We start from the raw sequence: 21,951 nt of genomic DNA, 5'->3' as shown, positions 1-21,951 counted from the left end.
CCTCGTTCTACTGTTTGTATTTTTAGCGGTTTCCTACATGGGATGGCGAACCGTGAGAGACCGCCCTAAGTCACTTTGAATCTGCTGGATATCATGCCCGTCGAGTGGGGGTTCTCTTTTTGTATTAGATGGCGTCGTGTTATTGTCGTTAACAATGGTTCGGAACGTTAAGTTAATTCTTGGCTCTGTTACTTTTTTGGTTGGCGGTAAACGATGTTGCCAATAGGTTTGCGTGGTGCCTTGCATAACCAAAAGGCTACCGTGTTCCAATACCAGAGCAAGGGTTTCTTTACTGGCTTTGTGTTTAAAAGCAAACTTTCTTTCTGCCCCAAAACTCAATGAGGCAATTGCACCATTTCTTTTCAAGTCTTTCTCTCCATCGCTGTGCCATGCCATACCTTCGCTGCCATCGTGGTACAGATTTAACAGGCAAGCGTTAAAGTGTTCGCCGGTTTTTTGTTCAACGAGTGTTTTAAGTTCTAATAACTCGCTCGTCCATGGAAGAGCGCGCTTAGTGATGTTTGAGTAGGTGTATTCAAACGCGTGATCAGCGTACCAAGCGACTTTTCTTTTGGTAATGATGCGTTTTCCGTAAATAACCGCTTCATCATTTTTCCATTCGATGGCAGTGAGTAAACGATTAAAATAATCGTCAGCAGATGCCAGCGAAACGAGTTCACCGTAGTATTTTACGACCCCATCTTTCGGAAGGAGGTTGTCTGGTTGTTCAATAGACTGACGGAATAGATCCATTTTTTATATTCACTTTTGGTATGACTGCACTGGCAATTTTCAGATAATGTATCTGGTTTATCGTATCAATGACATCTTGTACGAGACTGTTTTGCTAACTCTAATGCTTCTCAAGCAATAATGGCTGACTTTTGATTGCTTAAGAAGACCTTTCACTTTTTGCTAGTACAAAGCTAAATGAGTTGAGGCAGTGCGGTGTTTCAATGAGGTAGGCGGTCGTACCTAGTTTAAAGAGTCGAAGAGAAACGCCGCACTGCTGAATTGATACATCGGACTGTTTCTGAGTAACCGCAAAAAAAATGCCCACCTAATTAGGTGGGCAAATGTCGCTGCTGAGTCAGGAGGCTAACTACTAAAACCAGTGCGACAGAGTCATTCTTTCTAAGCGTTTTTTACTTCATCGTTGGCATAGAGAATTCTGCACCAGCGCGTAGGCCTGTAGGCCAGCGAGCGGTGATGGTTTTCATGCGAGTGTAAAAACGCACACCATCTGGCCCATGCATGTGCAGAGGGCCGAACAAGGAGCGTTTCCAGCCACCAAAGCTGTGGAACGCCATAGGCACAGGAATCGGCACGTTAACACCGACCATGCCTACTTGAACGTCTTCACAGAATTGACGAGCAGTATCGCCATCACGGGTGAAGATAGAAGTACCGTTACCGTATTCATGGGCGTTGATCATATCCAGCGCTTGTTGGTAGCTTTCGGCACGAACCACACACAATACTGGGCCAAAAATTTCTTCGTTATGAATGCGCATGCCTTCTTTAACATGGTCAAACAGGGTTGGCCCAACGAAGTAGCCGTTTTCGTTGCCCGGATAAACAAAGTCGCGACCATCACGAATGAGTGTGGCGCCTTCTTCTACGCCAATGGTGATGTAGTCTTTGATTTTTGCGCAATGTTCTTTGGAAATGACCGGTCCCATGTGAGCTTCTTCTGGTAGTCCAACGCCTGGTCCAACACGCATGCCGTCGATTTCTTTGCTGATTTTTTCTACTAGGTTGTCGGCCACTTCATCGCCCACACAAACTGCAACGGAAATTGCCATGCAGCGTTCGCCAGCAGAACCGTAAGCCGCACCCATTAGGGAGCCAACCACTTGGTTTGGGTCCGCATCTGGCATCACAATCATGTGGTTTTTCGCGCCACCTAGGGCTTGTACACGTTTGCCATGGGCAGACGCTGTGGCGTAAATGTATTCCGCGATGGGTGTTGAACCAACAAAGCTTACCGCTTGAATACGTTCGTCTGTTAGCAGTACGTCTACCGCTTCTTTGTCACCGTTGACTATGTTGAAGACGCCATCAGGAAGGCCGGCTTCGCTAAGCAATTCCGCCAAACGTAACGGTACAGAAGGGTCTTTTTCTGATGGCTTCATGACGAAGCTGTTACCGCAAGCGATGGCGACAGGGAACATCCACATTGGTACCATGGCTGGGAAGTTGAAAGGGGAAATACCAGCGCACACACCCAGTGGTTGCATCAAGGACATGCTGTCTACGCCACGACCGACGTTTAGGCTGTGTTCACCTTTTTGTAGATGTGGAATACCACAGGCAAATTCCACTACTTCGAGACCACGGGTGAGTTCGCCTTTGGCATCTGAGAAGACTTTACCGTGTTCGTTGGTGATCATTTCGGCGATTTCGTCGGCGTGTTGCTCCAGTAGTGCTTTAAACTTGAACATAACGCGGGCTCGGTTAAGCGGTGTGACCTTGCTCCAGGTTTTAAACGCTTCTTCGGCCGAAGCAATGGCGGTGCGGGTTTCGTCAGCACTGGAAAGCGCGACGCTTATGCTTTGTGCGCCCGTTGCTGGGTTGTAAACAGGACCGAGACGACCACTTTTACTTGGAGTTTGTTGACCATTGATATAATTGCCTAACGTTTTCATGTGCTTACCTTTTATCTTGTCGCTTGGGGAAGCGAGTGTAAGGGAGAATTTAGTTGATCAGATCGAGTTGTGTTTCTGCACAAAGTGCTTTGAGATTGTCGGCGCCTAATGTGGCATACGTCAGCGGATGGGCGACGGCAGGGTCTTGCTCTGCCTCGACTACTAACCAACCTGAATAGTTGCTGGCCTTAAGTTGTTTGAACAAACTTGTGTAGTCGATAAAGCCATCACCGGGGACGGTGAACACGCCGTTGAGCATGGCGTCTAGGAAACTTAGATCGCGGTTTTTTGCGTCTTTTAAGATTTCAGGGCGTAGGTCTTTGCAATGCACATGGACCACGCGATCTGCGTATTTGGCTTGAACTTCTAATGGGTTGCCACCAGCGAAGGTCAGGTGACCTGTATCGATCAACAGCCCGACAGATGGCCCGGTGTGTTTCATTAATAACTCGACTTCTTCTTGGCTTTCTATCACTGTGCCCATGTGATGGTGGTAGGCGATTTGTACCCCTTGAGCCAAGCAGTAATCTGCCACTTGGGTGAGTTTTTTACCCATTTCGGCGATTTGCATTTCGCTTATTCTTGGTCGGTGGGAAAGCGGTGTGTCCTGTTTGCCATGAATGCAGTCGGTGACTTCGCAGTACACCATGACTTTGGCACCAAGGGTTTTTAACAGGTGAAGATGTGGCTGAATGGCCTTGATTTCTTCCTCTACACTGCGTGTAAGCAGTTCGCCGCTGAACCAACCCGATACCAAGTCTAGATTGTGGGCTTCTAAAATAGGGCCAAGGACTTCCGGTGTACGGGGGAATTTCTGTCCTAATTCAAAACCACTAAAGCCAGCTTGTTTGCCTTCTGTTAGGCAGACTTCCAAAGGCGTGTCTGCTCCTAGTGCTGGCATGTCATCATTGGTCCAAGTGAGAGGGTTGATGCCGATTCTGATGCTCATTGTTATTCTTCTCCAATCGATGAGGTTGTCCAAAGTGATGGCGTTTGTGCCTGTTGGAACCGCCTCAACAGCAAAATAAATGTTATAGGTTGTTAAATTGACGCGCTTTGTGTTGTTCGTATGCTTTACGGGCATCGCGTACTTGTTCGCGTTCTGATACTTCCGCTAGGGCTACATCCCACCAATGGCCGCCTTCTTGCGTGGTGGCAAGCGGGTCGGTGTCTAAGGTGATTAGGTAACTTATCGGTGACGATTTAGCGCGAATGAGAGCCTGTTCTAACTCGGCGATGTTGGCGACTTTTTCAGCATTTGCCCCCAATGCTTTGGCATGGGCGGCGAAGTCGGTTTTTGGTGCGCCTTCTGGCACGGTTAAGCAATCTTCCAATAGGTTATTGAAGCCTGCGCCACCACCTGCTTGCTGTAGACGGTTTATGCAACCAAAGCCACGGTTGTCTAACACGACCATGATGACCTTGTGGCCGAGCATCACGGAAGTGGCGATTTCGGAATTCATCATTAGGTAAGAACCGTCGCCGACCATGACGTAGACGTCGCCCTCTGGGTGGGCCATTTTGGCACCTAAACCACCCGCTAATTCGTAGCCCATACAGGAATAGCCATATTCCATGTGGTAACCACGGGGATGACTGGTGCGCCAAAGTTTATGCAATTCACCCGGTAAACCACCCGCGGCACACAGTACCATGTCGTTTTTGCCAGCAGCACGATTGACAGCGCCAATCACTTGGGCGTCTGTGGGTAAGTCCAGCCCTTTATCTGCCATGGCGTTATCGACAATCGCGTTCCAGCTTAGGCGCTCGTTTTGTGCCTGTGCATTCCACTCATCCGCCACTTTCCAGCCTTTTAATGCATGGCTTAATAGTGGAAGTGTGAGTTTGGCATCGCCGACGAGAGCTTGGGCTTTGTGCTTGATAGCATCAAATGAGGCCACATTGAGGCTGAGAATCTTAGCGTCTGGGCGAATCATGGCACGGGACCCCGTGGTGAAGTCCCCCAAACGTGTACCTACGGCGATGACAAGATCCGCTTGGCTGAATAATGTGTTGGCCGCCGCTGCGCCGGTCACGCCGACGGAGCCCATATTTTGTGGGTGATCCCAAACCAAAGCGCCTTTGCCTGCTTGGGTTTCACCTACTGGCAAGTGTAGGTCGCTGACAAACTGATCGAATTCGTTTAACGCCGCTGAATAGTGAAGCCCGCCTCCAGCAATCACAACCGGCTTTTTCGCTTGGCGAATCAGTTCAATGGCGGCTTCGAGTTCGTGCTGATCCGGCCCTTGACGACGTAAACGGTGAATTTTTTCTTGGAAGAAATCTACCGGATAATCAAATGCCATGGTTTGCACATCTTGTGGTAAGGCCAAGGTGGCTGGGCCGCATTCGATGGGGTCCAGCAAAACGCGAATCGCCTGTGGCAATGAAGCGAGCAATTGTTCTGGTCGGGTAATGCGATCAAAGAATCGGCTGACTGGACGGAAGCAATCGTTGGAAGTGAGCGTCATGTCGTGGAAATTTTCTACCTGTTGCAGCACAGGGTCAGGGACACGGGTGGCAAAGGTGTCACCCGGTAGGAACAGCACGGGAATACGATTCACATGGGCCACTGCCGCCGCGGTGACCATATTTAATGATCCGGGGCCTGCCGAGGCAGTACAGGCCATCATTTGCTGACGGTTTTTGGTTTTCGCATAGGCAATGGCTGCATGGGCCATGCCTTGTTCGTTGTGGGCACGGTAAGTTGGTAATTGCTCTTTGACTTGGTAAAGGGCTTCACCCAGCCCGGCGACGTTGCCGTGACCAAAGATGCCCCAAACGCCCGCGAACATGGGTTGAACGCCGCTGTCGGTCGCAATTTTTTGCGCCATCATGTAACGCACAACGGCTTGTGCCATGGTAAGTCTAATGGTGTTCATGTATTTTCCCTTTAAGCCTGTTCTTGGGCGAGTTGTGATGAATCGCTTAGCGATGAATGGTCATAGCGTTGTTTCCAATACGCCACCAATTCTAGGTAGTTGGCAACAATGCCATCAATGAATTGCTGATCTGTATAGCGATTGGCTAACCATTCGCGACTTGGGCCACTGAAAATAGAACGGCCAACGGCGAACCCTTTGCAAATATCAAAGCCTGCGCTGTTGGCAAAGCCTTCTTTGAGTTCTTCCATTGGGGCATCTAGGCCTAGCATCACCACACCGCGACAATGCTTATCGTACTTGTTTACTATGTCGGTAATGGCCTGCCAGTTAGATTTAGATTGTGGTGGCAGTTTCCACCAATCTGGCCGTACATTGAGATGATAGAAGCGCTGTATGGTGTCGGTGAAGACGCTGTCATCATGTTCTTTGTCCCGTGGTGGGATGATTTCTAATAAAAATTCATGACCAGACATACAGCAAGCTTTATAGAGTTCGATGACTTGGCGCTCTTGGGCTACGCGTAGCTCGACTTCATCCTGAGAGTGGTAGAACACCAAACATTTTACAATGTGCTCTTTGGGCCAGCTCTTTAGACGTGAACCAATGCTGCGGCCACCTTCTAGTTCGATGGGGCGCGAGCTCGGCAGTTCAACAGGGCGGCCAATCCAAAGCCCTTTACCTGTGACATCGTTAAGGGCATCTTGACCATAGGTGTCGTCGATTAAGACCCCGTATTGGCTGCTGCCTAGTTGTTTGGAACCCACTTCTAGGGCCTCTACCATGAGGCGTTTTAAGGTTTTTATACGACCAAGATCGGCACCCGCTTGTTTGGCCATATCAAACAATTGTTTGCGATGGTCAAAAGCGAGAATACACAGGTCTTGCCAGTCATAAGGTAAGCGTTCTGTGGTGACCCTGTGTAGATGATTCAATTCTTGGTCAAGATCAGGGCGTTCAATGCTTTCTGCACGGGCGATGTAGTTGTCTAATTCTTCGGCGCTTGGAATCGCAGGCGCGCAACCATGGCGAGAGACCACGAGCGCACCGCAAGCATTGGCGTAGACACAACATTTAGTAGGGGACTCGTTACGAATCCAGCCGCGTAGGTAGCCACTTATAAAAGCATCGCCAGCGCCTAGAACGTTCATTACGTCAACACGCACACCAGTGTGTAACTCAAAGTCGTTTTCACTGTCTGGTATGTCGCCTTCTAGCACGGTACAGCCTTGGGAGCCCAGCTTAAGCACAATGGTCGCTGTGCTGAGTTCACGAATCTTTTTCAGTGCGGTAATAGTGTTTGTGCTGCCGCCTGCTATGTGCACTTCTTCTTCGGTACCGACGATCAGGTCGAAATCCCCTAAAATGCTTTGTAAATGAGCCGATACTTTTTCGTTCGAAATAAAACGTGTCTCACCGTCACCAGGATTAGTCAGTCCCCAAAGGACGGGGCGGTAATCTATGTCTAGTGCGCATTTCGTGCCAGCTTGTTTTGCATAGGCAATGGCTTGTTTGCTGGTTTCGTAGGTGCTTTCAGTGGAGAAGTGTGTCCCTGAGATGACTAGGGCTTTTGCTGAACCTATGAAGTCGGCATCAAAGTCATCTTTGCTGACTGCCATGTCGGCACAATCGTTGCGGTAGAAGATCAGTGGAAAGGTGTCTTGATCTTTAATACCGAGTATTACTAGAGCGGTAAGCCGTTGTGGGTCTGTAATGACATGGCTGGTGTCGACGCCAGCGCGTTCGAGCTCTTCACGCACAAAACGCCCCATGTGCTCATTACCGACACGGGTCAGCATGGCGCTTTTAAGGCCAAGGCGTGCGGTACCAAAGGCCATGTTGCCTGAAGAACCACCAAGGTATTTTGCGAAACTGCTGACATCTTCTAAACGGCTGCCTATTTGTTCAGAATAAAGATCGACGGCAGCACGGCCAAGGCAGATCAAATCTAGTTTTTTGTGATTGTGCATCTTATTTCCTTTCCCGTACCAGCTTTAAATATGACGATTCTTGAGGCTGAATCCACCATCTCTGGCTGTTGCTTATTATTGTTGGTAACCATAAGCCCTAGATTAGAATATATATTCCATTTGTTCAACACTTTAGAATAAAAATATCCATGGTGGTTTTTTCAAAAAAATTCCTTATAAATCAATTTGAAATGGTTGTTTATGGATTCTAGTATGATTTTTTTAAGGCTTTTCTAGCAAAGTGTTTTTGAAATTTGGAAGATATATTTCAAAAAAAACGGGGGAGAAGTTTTCCTCCCCGTTTTTTATTTTAATCAACGATACAGTTCAGGGCGCTCTGGTAGGTTGATTTTTTCTATCTGACCGCTTTGTTGGGCAGTGACGCAGGCATCACTGGCAATGGCGGCTGCCAAGCCGTTCCATGAAGAGGGTCCGGTTAGTTTGTTGGCACTGATGCCATCAAAAAAGTCTTGTAACTCCACATCGTAAGAGTCAATGAAGCGGTCTTTCCAATCCGTCAATAGGGCGTTACCTAGTTGGGCGTTTTTGCGCATGGTGATGGCTTGGGGTTCTGGTAGGTTAGCAATGCCTTGTTCGCCAACAACAGCACATTGAATGTCGTAACCGTATTGGCAGTTAACAAAGACTTCGACATCGATGCGCACGCCTTTTTTGGTTTCAAGCAAGACAATTTGTGGGTCAGCTAATTGATCGTGGGCAAAGGTTGTTTTGCGCGGGAATACTACTTGTGTGCTGACGTATTCATCGTCTAGTAACCATCGGAACACGTCTAATTCATGAATCAGTGTGTCGTGAATGGCCATAGGCGTGTTGTAGTTTTTGCCAACCGATTGGTTGCGGTGAGCGGCATGAATCATGAGTGGTGTGCCTATCTCTCCTGAATCGATGGCTTGTTTGAGCATTTTGTAACCAGAGTCATAGGGGCGCATGAAACCGACTTGGACAAGGCGTTTGCCCGCCGCCATTTCGGCATCCACTATGTTTTGGCAGCCCTGCGCTGTGGTGGCAAGAGGTTTCTCACAGAATACGTATTTGCCTGCTTTGATGGCGGCTAGCACGTATTCTTCGTGGGTTGCGCCCCAGGAGGTGACCAGTACCGCATCAACGCCGCTATTAGCGATTAGCTCATGACCATCGGCGTAAACGGTGGCGTTGAGTTTTAGGGTGTTTTTTACGGTTTCTGCTTGCTCAAGGTTCACATCAGTGAGGGCGATGACCTCTGCACCTGTTAGTGTCTGGGTGATACGACGCGCGTGATCGGCACCAATGGCGCCTGTACCTATTACTCCGACTGTGATGGCCATTTATCGTTTTCCTTTTACTTATTTTTTGTTGATGTGTTTGTGTCATGCGCCAGCATTCGTATCGCAAGCGTATCTTTTTTAAGCAACTTTACCTGAGATTGCATTTGATAAAGTTGTGTTAATAACATTTTGTTAAAAATGATCTTTCAATGTACTTGACAAAATTGCCTTAAGAGCTCAAATTGGAACGTATATTCCATTGCAAGTCAACAATGGAATATATATGTTCCATTAGGTTTATAGTTCAAATAATTGCGATGAAAGCGATGTCTTGAACGCGCTTTACCGAAATAATAAAAACAAGAGAGAGCTTAAGCTCTCACATTCGAGGAAAACGCCCAATGAAAAAACTAGTATTGACCGCTATTGCTTCAACTCTATTAGCCACTTCTGTGTCTGCTGCTGATTTAAAAATCGGTGTTTCTATGGCTCTGTTTGACGATAACTTCTTAACTTCTTTGCGCACCGGTATTCAGGAAGCAGCTAAAGAACAAGATGTTGATGTGCAAATAGAAGATGCTAAGAATGGTGTTGGTAATCAGCTAAACCAAGTTCAAAACTTCATCGCCTCTGGTGTTGATGCCATTATTGTTAACCCTGTTGATACGGATGCTACTCTGTCTATTTCAGACGATGCGCAGGCGGCAGGTATCCCTCTAATTTACGTTAACCGTCAACCAATTAACGTTGATTTACTTCCAGACAACCAAGCTTTTGTTGCTTCTAATGAGGTGGTTTCTGGTACTTTGCAGACGCAAGAAGTGTGTCGTTTGCTAGGTGGTAAAGGTAACTTGGTGGTTATGATGGGTGAGTTAACCAACCAAGCGGCATTGCAACGTACACAAGATATTCATGATGTTATTGCCACGCCTGAATGTTCAGGGTTAAAAATTGTTCAGCAGCAAACTGCAGATTGGTCTCGTACCAAGGGTAACGACTTGATGACGAACTGGATTGCCGCTGGTATTCAATTTGATGCTGTGGTTTCTAATAACGATGAAATGGCGATTGGTGCCATTCAAGCATTGAAAGCATCAGGTCGTTCTATGGATTCTGTTGTGATTGCGGGCATTGATGCGACGACGGACGCGTTAGCGGCAATGAAAGCGGGTGATCTAGACGTTACTGTTTTCCAAAGTGCGAATGGTCAAGGTCGTGGTGCTGTTGATGCTGCCGTTAAATTGGCAAAAGGCAGCGATGTAGATCAGAAGGTTTGGGTACCATTTGAATTGGTTACTCCAGCAAATCTTAGTAATTACATGAAGTAATCCACTGAGACCTTTTCTCGATGTTAATGTGTCTTTTTTTCCTATGATGTCGTGGAAAGGTCTCCCACTGACCTAATTGAAATTTGGAGGGATTGCGTTATGAGTAACGCAGCAGTTATGGAAACCTTACCTGTGAGTGATGCAGTTCCTCAGGATCATGCGTACAAGTATGTGCTTGAAGTGGCCAACGTACGAAAAGAGTTTCCTGGGGTTTTGGCGCTGGATAATGTTTCCTTAAAAGTACGTCCTGGAACGGTTCATGCCCTAATGGGAGAGAACGGTGCTGGGAAATCCACTCTTATGAAAGTCATCGCGGGTATTTATCAGCCTGACAGCGGTGAGGTTCGTTTGCGGGGTGACGTTATAACGCTAGAAAACCCGTTAAAAGCACAAGAATCCGGCATTGCCATGATTCATCAGGAATTATTACTGATGAATTCCATGACGGTAGCAGAAAACATTTGGATTCGACGAGAGCCGATGAATCAGTTTGGTCTGATTGATCATAATCAGATGAAAGCACAGACTCTCGATTTGTTTGAGCGCTTAAATATTCAACTTGATCCTGACGCTGAGATTAGTAACTTGTCGGTTGCTAATCGTCAGATGGTAGAGATAGCTAAGGCGGTTTCTTTCAACTCTGATGTGCTGATTATGGATGAGCCTACTTCGGCTATTACCGAAACCGAAGTAGCACATCTTTTTGAGATCATTCGCAGCCTGCGTGAGCGAGGCATTGGTATTGTTTATATCACCCATAAAATGAACGAGCTGTTTGAAATTGCCGATGAGTTTTCGGTCTTTCGTGATGGCAAATATATAGCGACGCATGCTTCTGCGGATGTGACTCGTGATGAAATCATCCACATGATGGTGGGCCGTGACGTATCACAAATGTTCCCGAAAGAAGAGGTAGAGATAGGCGAGGTTTTATTATCGGTTAAAAACCTTTCTTTAGATGGGGTATTTCATGATGTTTCTTTCGATGTTCGAGCGGGGGAAATTTTAGGCTTTGCGGGTTTAGTAGGCTCTGGACGTTCTAATGTGGCAGAAGCTATTTTTGGTGTCACACCAGCGACTTCTGGTAGCGTGTTTATTGATGGTGAAGAAGTGCATATCAAGACGCCCAATGACGCTATTTTGAAAGGCATGGCTTTCTTGACAGAAGACCGTAAAGAAACCGGCTGTTTCTTATCGTTAGATATTCAAGAAAATATCCAGTCCGCTGTGCTACACGAAAACTTTGTTAACGGTGGCGGCTTTGTTGATCAACAGGCATTGGATGTTGAATCGGAAGAAATGTGCCGTAAATTGCGGGTAAAAACCCCGGATATGGAAGAGAGCATTGAAAACCTTTCCGGAGGTAATCAACAAAAAGTTTTGATCGGCCGTTGGTTGCTGACGAATCCACGCATTTTGATTCTCGATGAGCCCACCCGCGGCATTGATGTAGGGGCGAAAGCCGAAATTCACTCCTTAGTGACGAAATTAGCGCATAAGGGGGTAGCTGTGGTGATGATCTCTTCTGAATTACCGGAGGTACTTGGCATGAGTGACCGAGTTTTGGTAATGCATGAAGGGCGAGTGACTGGAATTTTAGATCGCTCAGAGGCGGATCAGGTTTCTGTGATGAGTTTAGCTGCTCAATAATGATTTAGGGCCTTGGCATTCCGAATGGATGAGTGCACAGGCTTTAGTACTTACTATAAGAATAAGAGGTTGATATGACGACATTGGATAGTTCTACAACGGTGGCGGCCGACGCTCAGGATGTTCCTAAGAAAAAACGCATACCGGCTGAAGTCAGTATTTTGCTGGTTTTGGTTGGTATTTCTATCATGTTTGAGATTCTAGGCTGGCTTTTTGTTGGGCAAAGTTTCTTGATGAACATGAGCCGCTTGCAGATCATCGTCTTGCAGGTATCGGTAATCGGTATTATTTCTATTGGTGTGACCATGGTTATTATTACCGGGGGTATAGATTTATCTTCCGGTTCCGTGGTGGCCATGTCTGCCATGATAGCAGCGACTTTTGCACAGACCAGTGTTTGGCCTAAGGTACTGTTTCCAGCGTTAACGGATTTGCCTTTTGTAGTGCCATTAATTGTCGGTTTGTCAGTTGGTGCATTAGCAGGGTTTGTAAATGGTTGGTTGATTACTAAGACAAAAATACCGCCTTTTATTGCCACCTTGGGGATGATGGTGTCAGCCCGTGGTGTGGCACGTTGGTACACAGATGGTAGCCCAGTTTCTGGTTTCACTAAAGATTTTGCCATGCTAGGTAACGGTTTAGATCGTTGGATGCCTGTGGTGATCTTTATCATAGTAGCGATTATTTTTCATGTGGTGATGCGTTACACGCGCTTTGGTAAGTTTACCTATGCTATCGGCTCCAATGCTCAAGCAGCACGGGTGTCTGGTATTAACATCGATAATCATCTCATTAAGGTTTATGCGATTGCTGGTTTGCTAACCGGTTTAGCGGCGATGGTTGCCATTGCACGAATCCAAACTGCGCAAGCCGGTATGGGCTTGATGTATGAGCTGGATGCGATTGCCGCAGCGGTTATTGGTGGTGTGTCTTTGTCAGGTGGACGTGGGCGCATTGCAGGGACGGTCATTGGTGCATTGATATTAGGTGTGATGTTGTCTGGTTTCACCTTTTTGCGTATCGACGCCTACTATCAAGATATTATCAAAGGCATCATCATTGTGGTGGCTGTGGTGATTGACCAGCAGCGTCAGAATAAGCGTAAGAAGACCACATAAACTATTATTCTCGACAATGATGTATAAAAATGGCCCGCTAAGGGCCATTTTTTTGAATGGTTTTTGCTAGAAAGAGAGATCATTTTTCTTCATCTAAGGTGCTTTTTTCGTCGGTATTATTGGACTCAACGAAACGGTAGAAGAAGTTCCATAAACAATAAAAAGTCATGCCAGTGGCAATGATTGCCCAAAAAGGCTCATTGGATACCCATTCTAGAATAGACCAAGCAGCGCATAGCACAGTGGCGGTTACTCGACGCCATTTAGGGCGAAAAAAATTGCGATCAGATTCGGTAAGCATAATTTTCCTGTTTTTATAATGAGTGAAAATGTGACGTGTCTATGATTGTACCCGTGACATAGTGTAGGGGGTTATTAAGTGTTTTCCTAACTATATAAGACTAGACAGGTTAGTGACCACTAAGTTAGAATTTTTATTCTATAATTGCAATGATTTCTTCTTTCTAGGTAGGGTTTACTGAATAGTCTGCCTATGTCTTGTTTCAAATCAGAAGAATAATCGACACAGTGAGTAACCATGATTGATACCCCAGCAGATTCCCTGAGCGAGTTGAAAGAAACTATTAAGCAGCAACACCCTACTTTGAGTAAGCGTTTACAGCAGGTTGCTGAATTTGTCTTGGATGCCCCGAGAGAAGTGGCATTTGGTACCGTGGCGGTATTGTCTAAGGACGCTGGGGTTCACCCTTCTACCTGGGTTCGCTTTGCTAATGCCTTTGGTTTTAGTGGCTTTAGTGAGATGCAGAAGTTGTTTCAGCAGAGTTTAATGGAAGAGTCGCCAAGTTATCAAGATCGTATTCGTATGGCGCGTGATGCTTATGGCGAAGATAAAAATGAGCACTCCCCTTATCAACTGTTGAATCGTTTTTCCCATGCTAATGCCATGGCTTTGGAGCATTTGGGAGAAACCACACAGGCTGCTGATTTAGATAGGGCAATTAAGATTTTATCGAATGCTCAAGCCGCGCATATTGTTGGAGTGCGACGTGCTTTTGTTGTGGCGAGTTATTTTGCCTATGCATTACGTCATATTGACCGTAAAGCGTATTTGGTGGATGGCGTGGGTGGCATGTACAAGGAGCAAGCGAGTTCACTTGATATGGATGATGTATTGATCGCTGTAAGTTTCCATCCCTATGCGACAGAAACTCAAGATGTTGCCAAAAGTGCAGCAGAGAAAGGGGTGCCTTTAATTGTCATCACTGATAATCAGGTGAGTCCTCTGGCGTCGATAGCTTCCGTGTGCTTTGTTGTCAAAGAAGCCGAAATCGATTCTTTCCGATCTTTATCTTCATCTCTTTGCTTGGCTCAGGCTTTGTCTATCGGACTGGCGTACGAGTTAGAAAATCAGAACGCCTGATTTGATGTAGTCTTTAAGACACAAAGAAAGCGAAAAGCTTGTTAGCTCTTCGCTTTATTATTTCCTAGAGAAATATGGCGTGATCCAGTCAGCTGCGATTGGCCGCTAACGCCCGAGTCAATTTTGTCTATTTGACCACCACGAGCAAGAAATTCTTGCATTTGCTTTTCAATGGATTCCGAGGTTTCCGAAGCGGCTGGCTGTTTCTTCTTAGTTGCCATGGTAAAAGTCCTTGTCTTTATTATGCTGATAGAGAGTAAATAAGTAGATTGAGCAAGGACTATACCATATTTAGATAAACTATGCTTGTTATAAGGGAACGTCTGCAAACGCGCTACTATCCTAGTCACTTCTTGTCTTAAGTTTTTATGGTGAGTGAGGATGGTAGCGACGTAAAATCGGGTTAAATAAACGGGCAAACCAGCCTGTGAATTCAATCGGTGCATCTAATACGGTTAAACAGATACATTCTGCATCCTTGGTGACGATAGGTTTGTGCTTATGGCTGGCGTCACGATTAATAAAGTCCCCCCGGCGGTAAACACCTTGTTCATCAGAAAATGCTCCTTCTAATACTAATGTAATTTCATCGCCTGTATGGGTGTGAGTGGGCATGTGGGCGCCAGCTTTGACTCGAGTAAGAGACACTTGGGGGCCGCCTTCTTCATTATGAAGTATGGCGATTTTGAAGGAAGGTGATAGTCGCATCCAAGTGAGCTCATCATAGCTTTTGGTGATGAACTGTCTTAGGCTGTAAGGCACCTTATACTTGTCCCATAGGGTAGAGTTCTCCGCATGGTCAGCAAGGGGGGTGTTTTTTTGTATTGTTGGCTGTTTTTCGAGCCGTTCGAAAAAGGTATCTTTTAATTTATCCAAACGACTACTTTCCTGTGGTACCTGATCAAAAAAATGGGCACCAAGTATTTCTAGTTTTTGCACTTGCTGTTGACACTCTGGGCAATGTTCCAAATGCGCAGCGATGCATAAGGAGTGTGACAGGGCTAATGAGCCGGCAGCGTAGTCGGTTAGCATTTCAATCGATGGGTGATGGTTAAGCATCGATTCTACCTCTTAATGTAAATGGTTAATTTATGCATGGCTAGGCGAACCCTAGATTTTATCGTCCCTAATGGTAAAGACAGTTCTGCTGCTGCTTCCTTATGCGTTTTCCCTTCTAGATAGACCTTAGATAATACTTGTTTTTGATCGGGTGGAAGTTTATCTAAGCCCTGCTGGATGCGTTCTTGATCTCGTTTTTGTTGTGCGTCTTTAAATGGATCGGCGTTTTCATCGACGACATTTCGCCACAGGTATTCTGGATCTATGCTTGATTGATGGCGGCTATTTTTACGTAAGTAATCAATGCGAGCGTTTCTCGCTAAGGTGAACACCCAAGTATTTAAGGAGGCGGCTTCTGGTTTGTATGTGTGAGCTTTATTCCAGATGCGGATCATGACCTCTTGCGCTATGTCATCTGCCATTATGTTAGAGCCTGGTTGTGCTGCAAGGCAAAAGGCTCTGACTTTAGGAACATAGTGGTCAAATAAGCGAGTCAAGGCGAGCTGATCCCTGCGTTGGGCAATGGCTAGCATGTCCTCGACTAGGTGATCATTGGGTTGTGTCTGTGTGGCACGCTCCATTTATGACTCCATAGATAATGAATGTTTAATCCCGTTGTGCAATGTGCATACGGGTGCTTTGTATAAGTGGATCACTAAATGACAGGTTAGTTGTAAAAAAATAAATTTTATTTTTTATCGGGTGATCCAAAAGAGGGTTTGATGCGTTTATCTAGCATATGTAATTGATAGGGTAAGTAATGGCGATGGCGAATACTCAAATGGATACCGGTCTTGCGCTGGTGGAGCGTTTTAAAGCCTTCTATGTGGATGTTAAGCATCCTCCGCTGGATCAGATTGGAGAAATATACACAGAAAATGTGTTTTTCAAAGACCCTGTGCATGAGCTACGTGGTGTAGAAGAGCTCCATGCTTACTTATCAGAAATGTGTATTAATGTTGATAGTGGTCGATTTGAGTATTTAGATCAAATGGTGTCTGAGGGGAAGGCTTATATCAAATGGAATATGCATTTTAAGCATCCTAAATTAGGCCGTAAGACGATTACGGTACGTGGTATTACTCAGATTGAATTCAACGAGCGCATTTATTTTCATGAGGATGTGTATGACCTGGGTCAGTTGATCTATGAGCATATACCTTTACTTGGTTCTGTGGTGAAAGGTTTGAAGAATCGTTTGGCGTATTGAAGGAAGCATTCGATGAGTTCGGCAGAAAAAAAAGTGGTATGGATTACGGGAGCAAGTTCTGGCATTGGGTTGGCACTGACTAAAAAGTATTTAGATGAGGGCTGCCGAGTGTTTGCTAGTGCAAGGCGTGAGGGTGAATTGGCGCCTTTGTTGGCATCTCATGATGCTTTGGTTTTTGTGCCTTTTGATATTACTGATGATTCACAGGTTCATGATGTCAGAGCAACACTGTTAGCTCATACAAAGCATGTGGATTGTGCAATTTTGAACGCAGGCACTTGTGAATATTTGGATCTAACCGAAACGGATCCTGATTGGAAAATGATGAATCGTATTATGTCGGTGAACTTTTCTGGATTAGTCAACAGTGTTGAGGTTTGTTTGCCCCTGCTGAAATATTCATTCCGCCCTCATTTAGTCGGTGTGAGCTCTCAGGCGGTACAGGCCGCTTTTCCTCAGGCTGAAGCGTATGGCGCTAGCAAAGCGGCCATTAGGTACTTTTTATCGTCATTACGTATGGATCTAAAGCCTTTTAGTATTGACGTAACCTGCATTTTACCCGGTTTTGTGGACACGCCATTAACCAGAAAAAACACCTTTCCTATGCCCTTTCTTATGTCGTCAGATGAGGCCGCGAAAAGAATGCATCGCGCCATAGAGTCACGGCCTTATGAATTTTCCTTCCCGAAACGTTTGTCTACTTTACTTTGGTTTGGACGGCATTTCCCTAAGTTATGGATGACTATGTTGACGTCTAAAAATGAGTCCAACTGATGAATGAAACGCAAAACTTATGTTTGTTCGCTACATTGAATACCACTGTTAAGGAGAAAGAGTGAAGATTGCCATTATTGGGTCGGGTATTTCAGGATTAACCTGTGCCTATCTTTTACACAAGCAACATGATGTCACCGTATTTGAATCTGCTGATCGCATTGGTGGTCATACGGCAACGGTGGAAGTGCCTGAAGGGAATGGTCTGAGGGCAATTGATACGGGTTTTATTGTTTTTAATGATTGGACTTACCCAAATTTCATTCGCCTGATGGATGAATTGGGCGTTGCCTCTAAAGCCACAGAGATGAGCTTTAGTGTGAGTTGTCAGCGTACTGGTCTAGAGTACGGTGGTAACAACCTAAATACGCTGTTTGCTCAACGTCGTAATCTGTTTAATGTTCCTTTTCTTGGTATGTTGAAAGACATTGTTCGTTTTAATAAAGAGGCGATTCAAGACTTAGAAGGTGGTGAATTAAAAGAAGGTGTGACACTGGGGGAATATCTACAAGAAAAAGGGTACGGCAAACGCTTCGCAAGTCATTATTTGATCCCTATGGGAAGTGCTATTTGGTCTTCTACGTTGGATGAAATGTTGACCTTCCCCTTAGTGTTTTTTGTTCGATTTTTCAAAAATCATGGTTTGTTGAGTGTTAATAACCGCCCCCAGTGGCGAGTGATTGAAGGTGGTTCTTCAGCTTATTTACAGCCACTCGTTATGCATTTTCAAGACCGCATAAAGCTGGCTGCTAAGATTCAAAAAGTGGAACGACTGGCTGATGGTGTGAGCATCCATTTTGAAGACAGTGTTACGCAAAATTTTGATCAGGTGGTGTTTGCCTGTCACAGTGATCAAGCGTTGGCGCTGTTGGCAGATCCAAGCCAAGCAGAGCAAGAAATTCTAGCCGCCATACCCTATCGCAATAATGAAGTGGTGCTGCATACGGATACACGACTTCTCCCTAAAACGAAACTTGCTTGGTCGAGCTGGAATTATCATTTGGGGCAAGATCAAACGAAACCAGCAACATTAAGCTATAACATGAATATCTTGCAGAGTTTCTCCAGTGATCAAACCTATGTTGTCACGCTGAATCAAACGCAGGAGATTGATGACGACAAGGTACTTGGTCGCTTTAACTACGCCCACCCAACATTCACGCTGGAAGGGGTTAAAGCGCAAGGGCGTTGGCATGATATTAATGGCGTGAACAATACTTGGTTCTGTGGAGCCTATTGGCGTAATGGTTTCCATGAAGATGGTTGCTGGAGTGGCGTCCGTGTCGCGAATGTACTCGGTGTGGAATGGTGATGGCAAGACAGGAATATGGTTCGGTTAAACACAGTGCGATTTACTCTGGCATAGTGCGACACCGTCGCTTTATGCCTCGTTCCCATGTGTTTAGCTATCGTGTTTTTATGATGTACTTTGACTTAGATGAGCTAGATGATACGTTGGCTTTAAGCTCTTGGTGGTCAAAGGCTGGCTGGTCTTTAGCTCGATTTAAGCGGGCAGATTATTTTGGTGACAATGATTTGCCGATAAAAGAGGCGGTTTTGAACCATGTGAACAAAGCGCTGAATAATGACATTGAGAGCAAGTTAGACGGGCCAGTGCGAATGCTAACCAACTGTCGTTATTTTGGCTTTATTATTAATCCCATCACTATTTACTACTGCTTTGATAACAATGAAAAGCTGCAAGCCATGTTGCTTGAAGTGACCAATACCCCTTGGGGAGAGACGGTCGCCTATGTCTTGAAATGTGATCCGCTTTGTCAAAAACAACGTATGCGATTTAATAAGGCTATGCATGTTTCGCCGTTCCATCCGATGAATCATTTTTATGATTGGCGTAGTAATCAACCCGCAAAGCGATTAGTGGTGCATATGCAAAATAAGGTGTTAGCGGATGAAGCTTGCGTATTTGATGCAACCTTATCACTAACTCGATCTAGATTGACGGCATCGAGTATGGCGAACGTGTTGTTCACCTACCCAGTGATGACCATGAAAGTCGCCTTCGGTATTTATTGGCAGGCTTTAAAGCTGTGGCTGAAGAAGGTGCCATTTTACGCCCACCCAAACGACTCTTCGTCGATGACTAAAAATTAAAAGGAGCCTTGATGAATTTGGCTGGTATGGACAATCAGAAAGAGAGCACAAAGCGTATCATGACATGGTTTGATAAGTTCACTCAGAAAATGGTGTTCGCTATGTTGCAAAAGCTAGAAGTAGGTCATCTTACTTTAGACGTAAATGGCACTACATATGAGTTTGGTCAGACACAAGAGGATGCCAACTATATCGCGCATATTTATGTTCATGACAGCCGAGCTTATCGGGATGTTTTCTTAAACAGTAGTATTGGTTCTGGTGAAGCCTATATGAAGGGCTGGTGGTCGTCCTCCGATCTTGTCGCCGTGATCCGCTTGATGGTTGCGAACTTGAACTTGATCAATAAAATGGATGCGAAGCGCCCAATCTGGAGTCGAATCGGGGCTAAAATCGCCCATCGATTGAATGCGAATACCAAAGATGGCTCTAAGGATAATATTTCAGCCCATTATGATTTAGGCAACGATTTTTTTTCGCTTTTCCTCGACCCCACCATGATGTATTCCGCTGCGGTTTATCCTCAAAAAGAGGCGTCATTAGAAGAAGCCGCGGTCAATAAACTGGATCGAATTTGTCATAAATTACAGCTAAGCACAGAGGACCATTTGCTTGAGATCGGCACTGGGTGGGGCGGTATGGCAATTCATGCGGCTAAGCATTATGGCTGTAAAGTGACAACTACAACTATTTCTAAAGAGCAGTACGAATTTGCTAAAGCACGAGTGGCAAAAGAAGGCTTAAGTGATCAGATTACCTTGCTGTTAAAAGATTATCGCGACCTTGTTGGTCAATACGATAAGTTAGTGTCGATTGAGATGATTGAAGCCGTAGGTCATGAGTTTTACGACAGTTACTTTTCGAAATGCAGCGACCTATTACACCCCCATGGAGTGATGGTGATTCAAGCCATTACCATTGCCGATCAGCGCTATGATTACGCGCGTCGTTCGGTAGACTTTATACAGCGTTATATTTTCCCCGGCGGCTGCTTACCTTCAAATCAAGTGATTGCCCACAAAATCGCGTCTAAAACCGACATGCAAATTATCGGCTTGGAAGATATCACCGAGCATTATGCGAAAACACTGGCGGATTGGCGTGTGCGTTTTCATGCCGCTCGCCGTGATGTTATAGAAATGGGGTTTGATGATGTCTTTTGCCGTATGTGGGACTTCTATCTGGCTTATTGTGAAGGCGGTTTCAAAGAGCGAGCGATCAGCACCGGGCAGTTTGTTTTTGCTAAGCCGAAACATCGTTTATCCATCGTATAAAATAGGGCGCATGAGATGAAACGTCTTATTAATGCCGTGTTGTTTCAAGTGGTTTGGTTTGCCTGTTTGTTGGGGGGGAATGTATGGGCACTGGTGGCGACAGCGGCTTATCTTGCCATACATCGTCATTATTTTATGAAGAGTCCAAGAGAATGGCGGTTATTAGCGGTATTCGTATTACTGGGGGTCATGGTAGATGGTGCCTTGTTTGAGTTTGGTGTTTTTTCAGCAGAAAAGAGCATGTTTTGGGTCCATGGTCTTCCTCCTATCTGGTTGTTATGTCTATGGTTGTCTGTGGCAACCTTATTCCCCCACAGTCTTGTTTTTCTTCGCTCGCGCTATTGGTTGAGTGCTGGGGTCGGTATGGTAGGACCAACCTTGAGTTATTATGCCGGCGCTAAAATGACGGGCATTATGTTAGCTGAACCTACTTGGCTGTCTTTAGTGATCGTAGCCTTTTTATGGGCTTTGATATTACCTTTGGGTCTTTATCTATCTGAAAAGTGGGGACTGTTTGAAATGCAGGGTACAAAAACGTGATGTTGTTTTTACTTTCAAGACGTTACCGAGTGGCTGTTTTCTTGAGCGCTTTGGTTATGTTTTCGGTGAGTCAATTCAGTATGGCTGCCCTTGATTTTAGCAAGGTAGTGGGCAGTGCTTATAGTGTAAAAACAGGTGAGTTGCTCTATCGAGAAACGCATCAGAGTCTTAGTCCAATGGAACACACCGTAGAGTACTCGGAGCCGGATGGGCAAGTGTTTGGCCATAAAAAGATAGATTGGTCTCGTTCCTTAATTACCCCTGATTTTTCTCAAATCAATGGACGAAATGGAGAACAAATAGTCGTGGAGCAGGTAGGTGACCAGTTTAAGATTGAATATCAAGAAAATCTAAAGTCAAAGTGGGTTACGGGGACTGAGGATTTAGTGCCAGGTATGGTCGTAGACGCGGGTTTTGATGGCTTTATTAAGAAGTATTGGGCGGCGTTGGACTCGAATACTCAAATGGATATTGAATATTTGGTTCCAACTCAGCAAGCGACGTTTTCCTTTTATGTTAAGAAAACAGTTTGTCTTGATGGAACCGTGCAAGGGGCTACTTGTTTTGCTTTGATACCAGCTTCTTGGGTTGTTAGGTTGGCGGTTGATCCCATTACTGTTGCTTATGACTCGAACACTCATCAGCTGCTACGCTTTACAGGTAGGGCGAACATCTGTGATATCAAGGGTAAATATCAAAACGTTGATATTCTGTACCACTATCTTTAATTGGGAGGT

General features: G+C 45.5%; 21 protein-coding genes. 11 read left to right on the top strand and 10 right to left on the bottom strand.

Features of this window, described 5'->3' with window-relative positions; all coding sequences use genetic code 11:
- Window positions 1–33: 33 nt before the first annotated feature.
- From I8J31_RS10160 to iolG, 6 genes are all read right to left on the bottom strand, one after another.
- Window positions 34–753 carry an alpha-ketoglutarate-dependent dioxygenase AlkB family protein gene (locus I8J31_RS10160; RefSeq protein WP_199468404.1) on the bottom strand — a complete coding sequence of 240 codons (720 nt, stop codon included), beginning with the start codon at window positions 751–753 and terminating at the stop codon, window positions 34–36.
- Between the two features lie 392 nt (window positions 754–1,145).
- A complete protein-coding gene (locus I8J31_RS10155; protein WP_199468402.1) occupies window positions 1,146–2,648 on the bottom strand; it encodes a CoA-acylating methylmalonate-semialdehyde dehydrogenase in 1,503 nt (500 codons plus the stop codon).
- A 49-nt stretch (window positions 2,649–2,697) separates the two neighbouring features.
- Entirely contained in the window at window positions 2,698–3,597 is a 900-nt protein-coding gene (iolE, locus tag I8J31_RS10150; protein WP_199468400.1) for a myo-inosose-2 dehydratase, read from the bottom strand.
- Window positions 3,598–3,679: 82 nt separating this feature from the next.
- On the bottom strand, window positions 3,680–5,530 hold the full coding sequence (iolD, locus tag I8J31_RS10145; protein WP_199468398.1) for a 3D-(3,5/4)-trihydroxycyclohexane-1,2-dione acylhydrolase (decyclizing): 1,851 nt from the start codon (window positions 5,528–5,530) through the stop codon (window positions 3,680–3,682).
- Between the two features lie 11 nt (window positions 5,531–5,541).
- Complete coding sequence (locus tag I8J31_RS10140) at window positions 5,542–7,500, bottom strand: bifunctional 5-dehydro-2-deoxygluconokinase/5-dehydro-2-deoxyphosphogluconate aldolase (RefSeq protein ID WP_199468397.1); 1,959 nt, start codon at window positions 7,498–7,500, stop codon at window positions 5,542–5,544.
- A 314-nt stretch (window positions 7,501–7,814) separates the two neighbouring features.
- Complete coding sequence (gene iolG / locus I8J31_RS10135; RefSeq protein ID WP_199468396.1) at window positions 7,815–8,825, bottom strand: bifunctional inositol 2-dehydrogenase/D-chiro-inositol 1-dehydrogenase; 1,011 nt, start codon at window positions 8,823–8,825, stop codon at window positions 7,815–7,817.
- Window positions 8,826–9,166: 341 nt separating this feature from the next.
- On the opposite strand from iolG, the gene I8J31_RS10130 reads away from it, so the two are divergent.
- The 3 genes from I8J31_RS10130 to I8J31_RS10120 all read left to right on the top strand — a co-directional run bounded on the left by I8J31_RS10130 (window position 9,167) and on the right by I8J31_RS10120 (window position 12,861).
- The gene (locus I8J31_RS10130) at window positions 9,167–10,093 is read left to right on the top strand and encodes a sugar ABC transporter substrate-binding protein (RefSeq protein ID WP_199468395.1); all 927 of its coding nucleotides are present in this window, start codon (window positions 9,167–9,169) and stop codon (window positions 10,091–10,093) included.
- Between the two features lie 99 nt (window positions 10,094–10,192).
- Window positions 10,193–11,743 (top strand): sugar ABC transporter ATP-binding protein, encoded by a 1,551-nt coding sequence (locus tag I8J31_RS10125; protein WP_199468394.1) that lies wholly within the window; start codon window positions 10,193–10,195, stop codon window positions 11,741–11,743.
- 74 nt (window positions 11,744–11,817) lie between these two features.
- Window positions 11,818–12,861 (top strand): ABC transporter permease, encoded by a 1,044-nt coding sequence (locus I8J31_RS10120; protein ID WP_199468393.1) that lies wholly within the window; start codon window positions 11,818–11,820, stop codon window positions 12,859–12,861.
- Between the two features lie 79 nt (window positions 12,862–12,940).
- Here the strand turns inward: I8J31_RS10120 and I8J31_RS10115 are convergent, their stop codons facing one another.
- The gene (locus I8J31_RS10115; RefSeq protein WP_199468392.1) at window positions 12,941–13,162 is read right to left on the bottom strand and encodes a hypothetical protein; all 222 of its coding nucleotides are present in this window, start codon (window positions 13,160–13,162) and stop codon (window positions 12,941–12,943) included.
- Window positions 13,163–13,399: 237 nt separating this feature from the next.
- On the opposite strand from I8J31_RS10115, the gene I8J31_RS10110 reads away from it, so the two are divergent.
- Window positions 13,400–14,242, top strand: a complete 843-nt coding sequence (locus I8J31_RS10110) for a MurR/RpiR family transcriptional regulator (RefSeq protein WP_199468390.1) — start codon at window positions 13,400–13,402, stop codon at window positions 14,240–14,242.
- A gap of 41 nt (window positions 14,243–14,283) precedes the next feature.
- On the opposite strand, the gene I8J31_RS10105 is transcribed toward I8J31_RS10110, so the two are convergent.
- The 3 genes from I8J31_RS10105 to I8J31_RS10095 all read right to left on the bottom strand — a co-directional run bounded on the left by I8J31_RS10105 (window position 14,284) and on the right by I8J31_RS10095 (window position 15,882).
- Window positions 14,284–14,463: a PFL_1563 family small protein gene (locus I8J31_RS10105; protein ID WP_199468388.1), complete on the bottom strand. Its 180-nt coding sequence runs from the start codon at window positions 14,461–14,463 to the stop codon at window positions 14,284–14,286.
- A 145-nt stretch (window positions 14,464–14,608) separates the two neighbouring features.
- Window positions 14,609–15,301, bottom strand: a complete 693-nt coding sequence (locus tag I8J31_RS10100) for a ChrR family anti-sigma-E factor (RefSeq protein ID WP_199468386.1) — start codon at window positions 15,299–15,301, stop codon at window positions 14,609–14,611.
- A gap of 5 nt (window positions 15,302–15,306) precedes the next feature.
- Window positions 15,307–15,882, bottom strand: coding sequence for an RNA polymerase sigma factor (locus tag I8J31_RS10095; protein WP_199468384.1), 576 nt, complete (start codon window positions 15,880–15,882; stop codon window positions 15,307–15,309).
- 179 nt (window positions 15,883–16,061) lie between these two features.
- Between I8J31_RS10095 and I8J31_RS10090 the strand changes: the two genes are divergently transcribed.
- From I8J31_RS10090 to I8J31_RS10060, 7 genes are all read left to right on the top strand, one after another.
- On the top strand, window positions 16,062–16,511 hold the full coding sequence (locus I8J31_RS10090) for a nuclear transport factor 2 family protein (RefSeq protein ID WP_199468382.1): 450 nt from the start codon (window positions 16,062–16,064) through the stop codon (window positions 16,509–16,511).
- Window positions 16,512–16,523: 12 nt separating this feature from the next.
- Window positions 16,524–17,285 (top strand): SDR family NAD(P)-dependent oxidoreductase, encoded by a 762-nt coding sequence (locus I8J31_RS10085; protein WP_199468381.1) that lies wholly within the window; start codon window positions 16,524–16,526, stop codon window positions 17,283–17,285.
- 61 nt (window positions 17,286–17,346) lie between these two features.
- Window positions 17,347–18,597, top strand: a complete 1,251-nt coding sequence (locus I8J31_RS10080; RefSeq protein ID WP_199468380.1) for an NAD(P)/FAD-dependent oxidoreductase — start codon at window positions 17,347–17,349, stop codon at window positions 18,595–18,597.
- Window positions 18,597–19,400 carry a DUF1365 domain-containing protein gene (locus I8J31_RS10075; RefSeq protein WP_199468379.1) on the top strand — a complete coding sequence of 268 codons (804 nt, stop codon included), beginning with the start codon at window positions 18,597–18,599 and terminating at the stop codon, window positions 19,398–19,400. Before I8J31_RS10080 ends, I8J31_RS10075 begins: the two co-directional genes overlap by 1 nt.
- An 11-nt stretch (window positions 19,401–19,411) precedes the next feature.
- Window positions 19,412–20,674, top strand: a complete 1,263-nt coding sequence (locus I8J31_RS10070; RefSeq protein WP_199468378.1) for an SAM-dependent methyltransferase — start codon at window positions 19,412–19,414, stop codon at window positions 20,672–20,674.
- A 15-nt stretch (window positions 20,675–20,689) separates the two neighbouring features.
- Entirely contained in the window at window positions 20,690–21,214 is a 525-nt protein-coding gene (locus I8J31_RS10065; RefSeq protein WP_199468377.1) for a DUF2878 domain-containing protein, read from the top strand.
- Window positions 21,214–21,942, top strand: coding sequence for a hypothetical protein (locus tag I8J31_RS10060; RefSeq protein WP_199468510.1), 729 nt, complete (start codon window positions 21,214–21,216; stop codon window positions 21,940–21,942). The genes I8J31_RS10065 and I8J31_RS10060 overlap by 1 nt, the downstream gene beginning before the upstream one ends.
- Window positions 21,943–21,951: the final 9 nt, after the last annotated feature.

Origin of the sequence: Marinomonas transparens (assembly GCF_016463975.1) — a bacterium.
GTDB classification, from domain to species: Bacteria; Pseudomonadota; Gammaproteobacteria; order Pseudomonadales; family Marinomonadaceae; genus Marinomonas; species Marinomonas transparens.
This window is presented reverse-complemented; position numbering and strand designations above follow the sequence as displayed.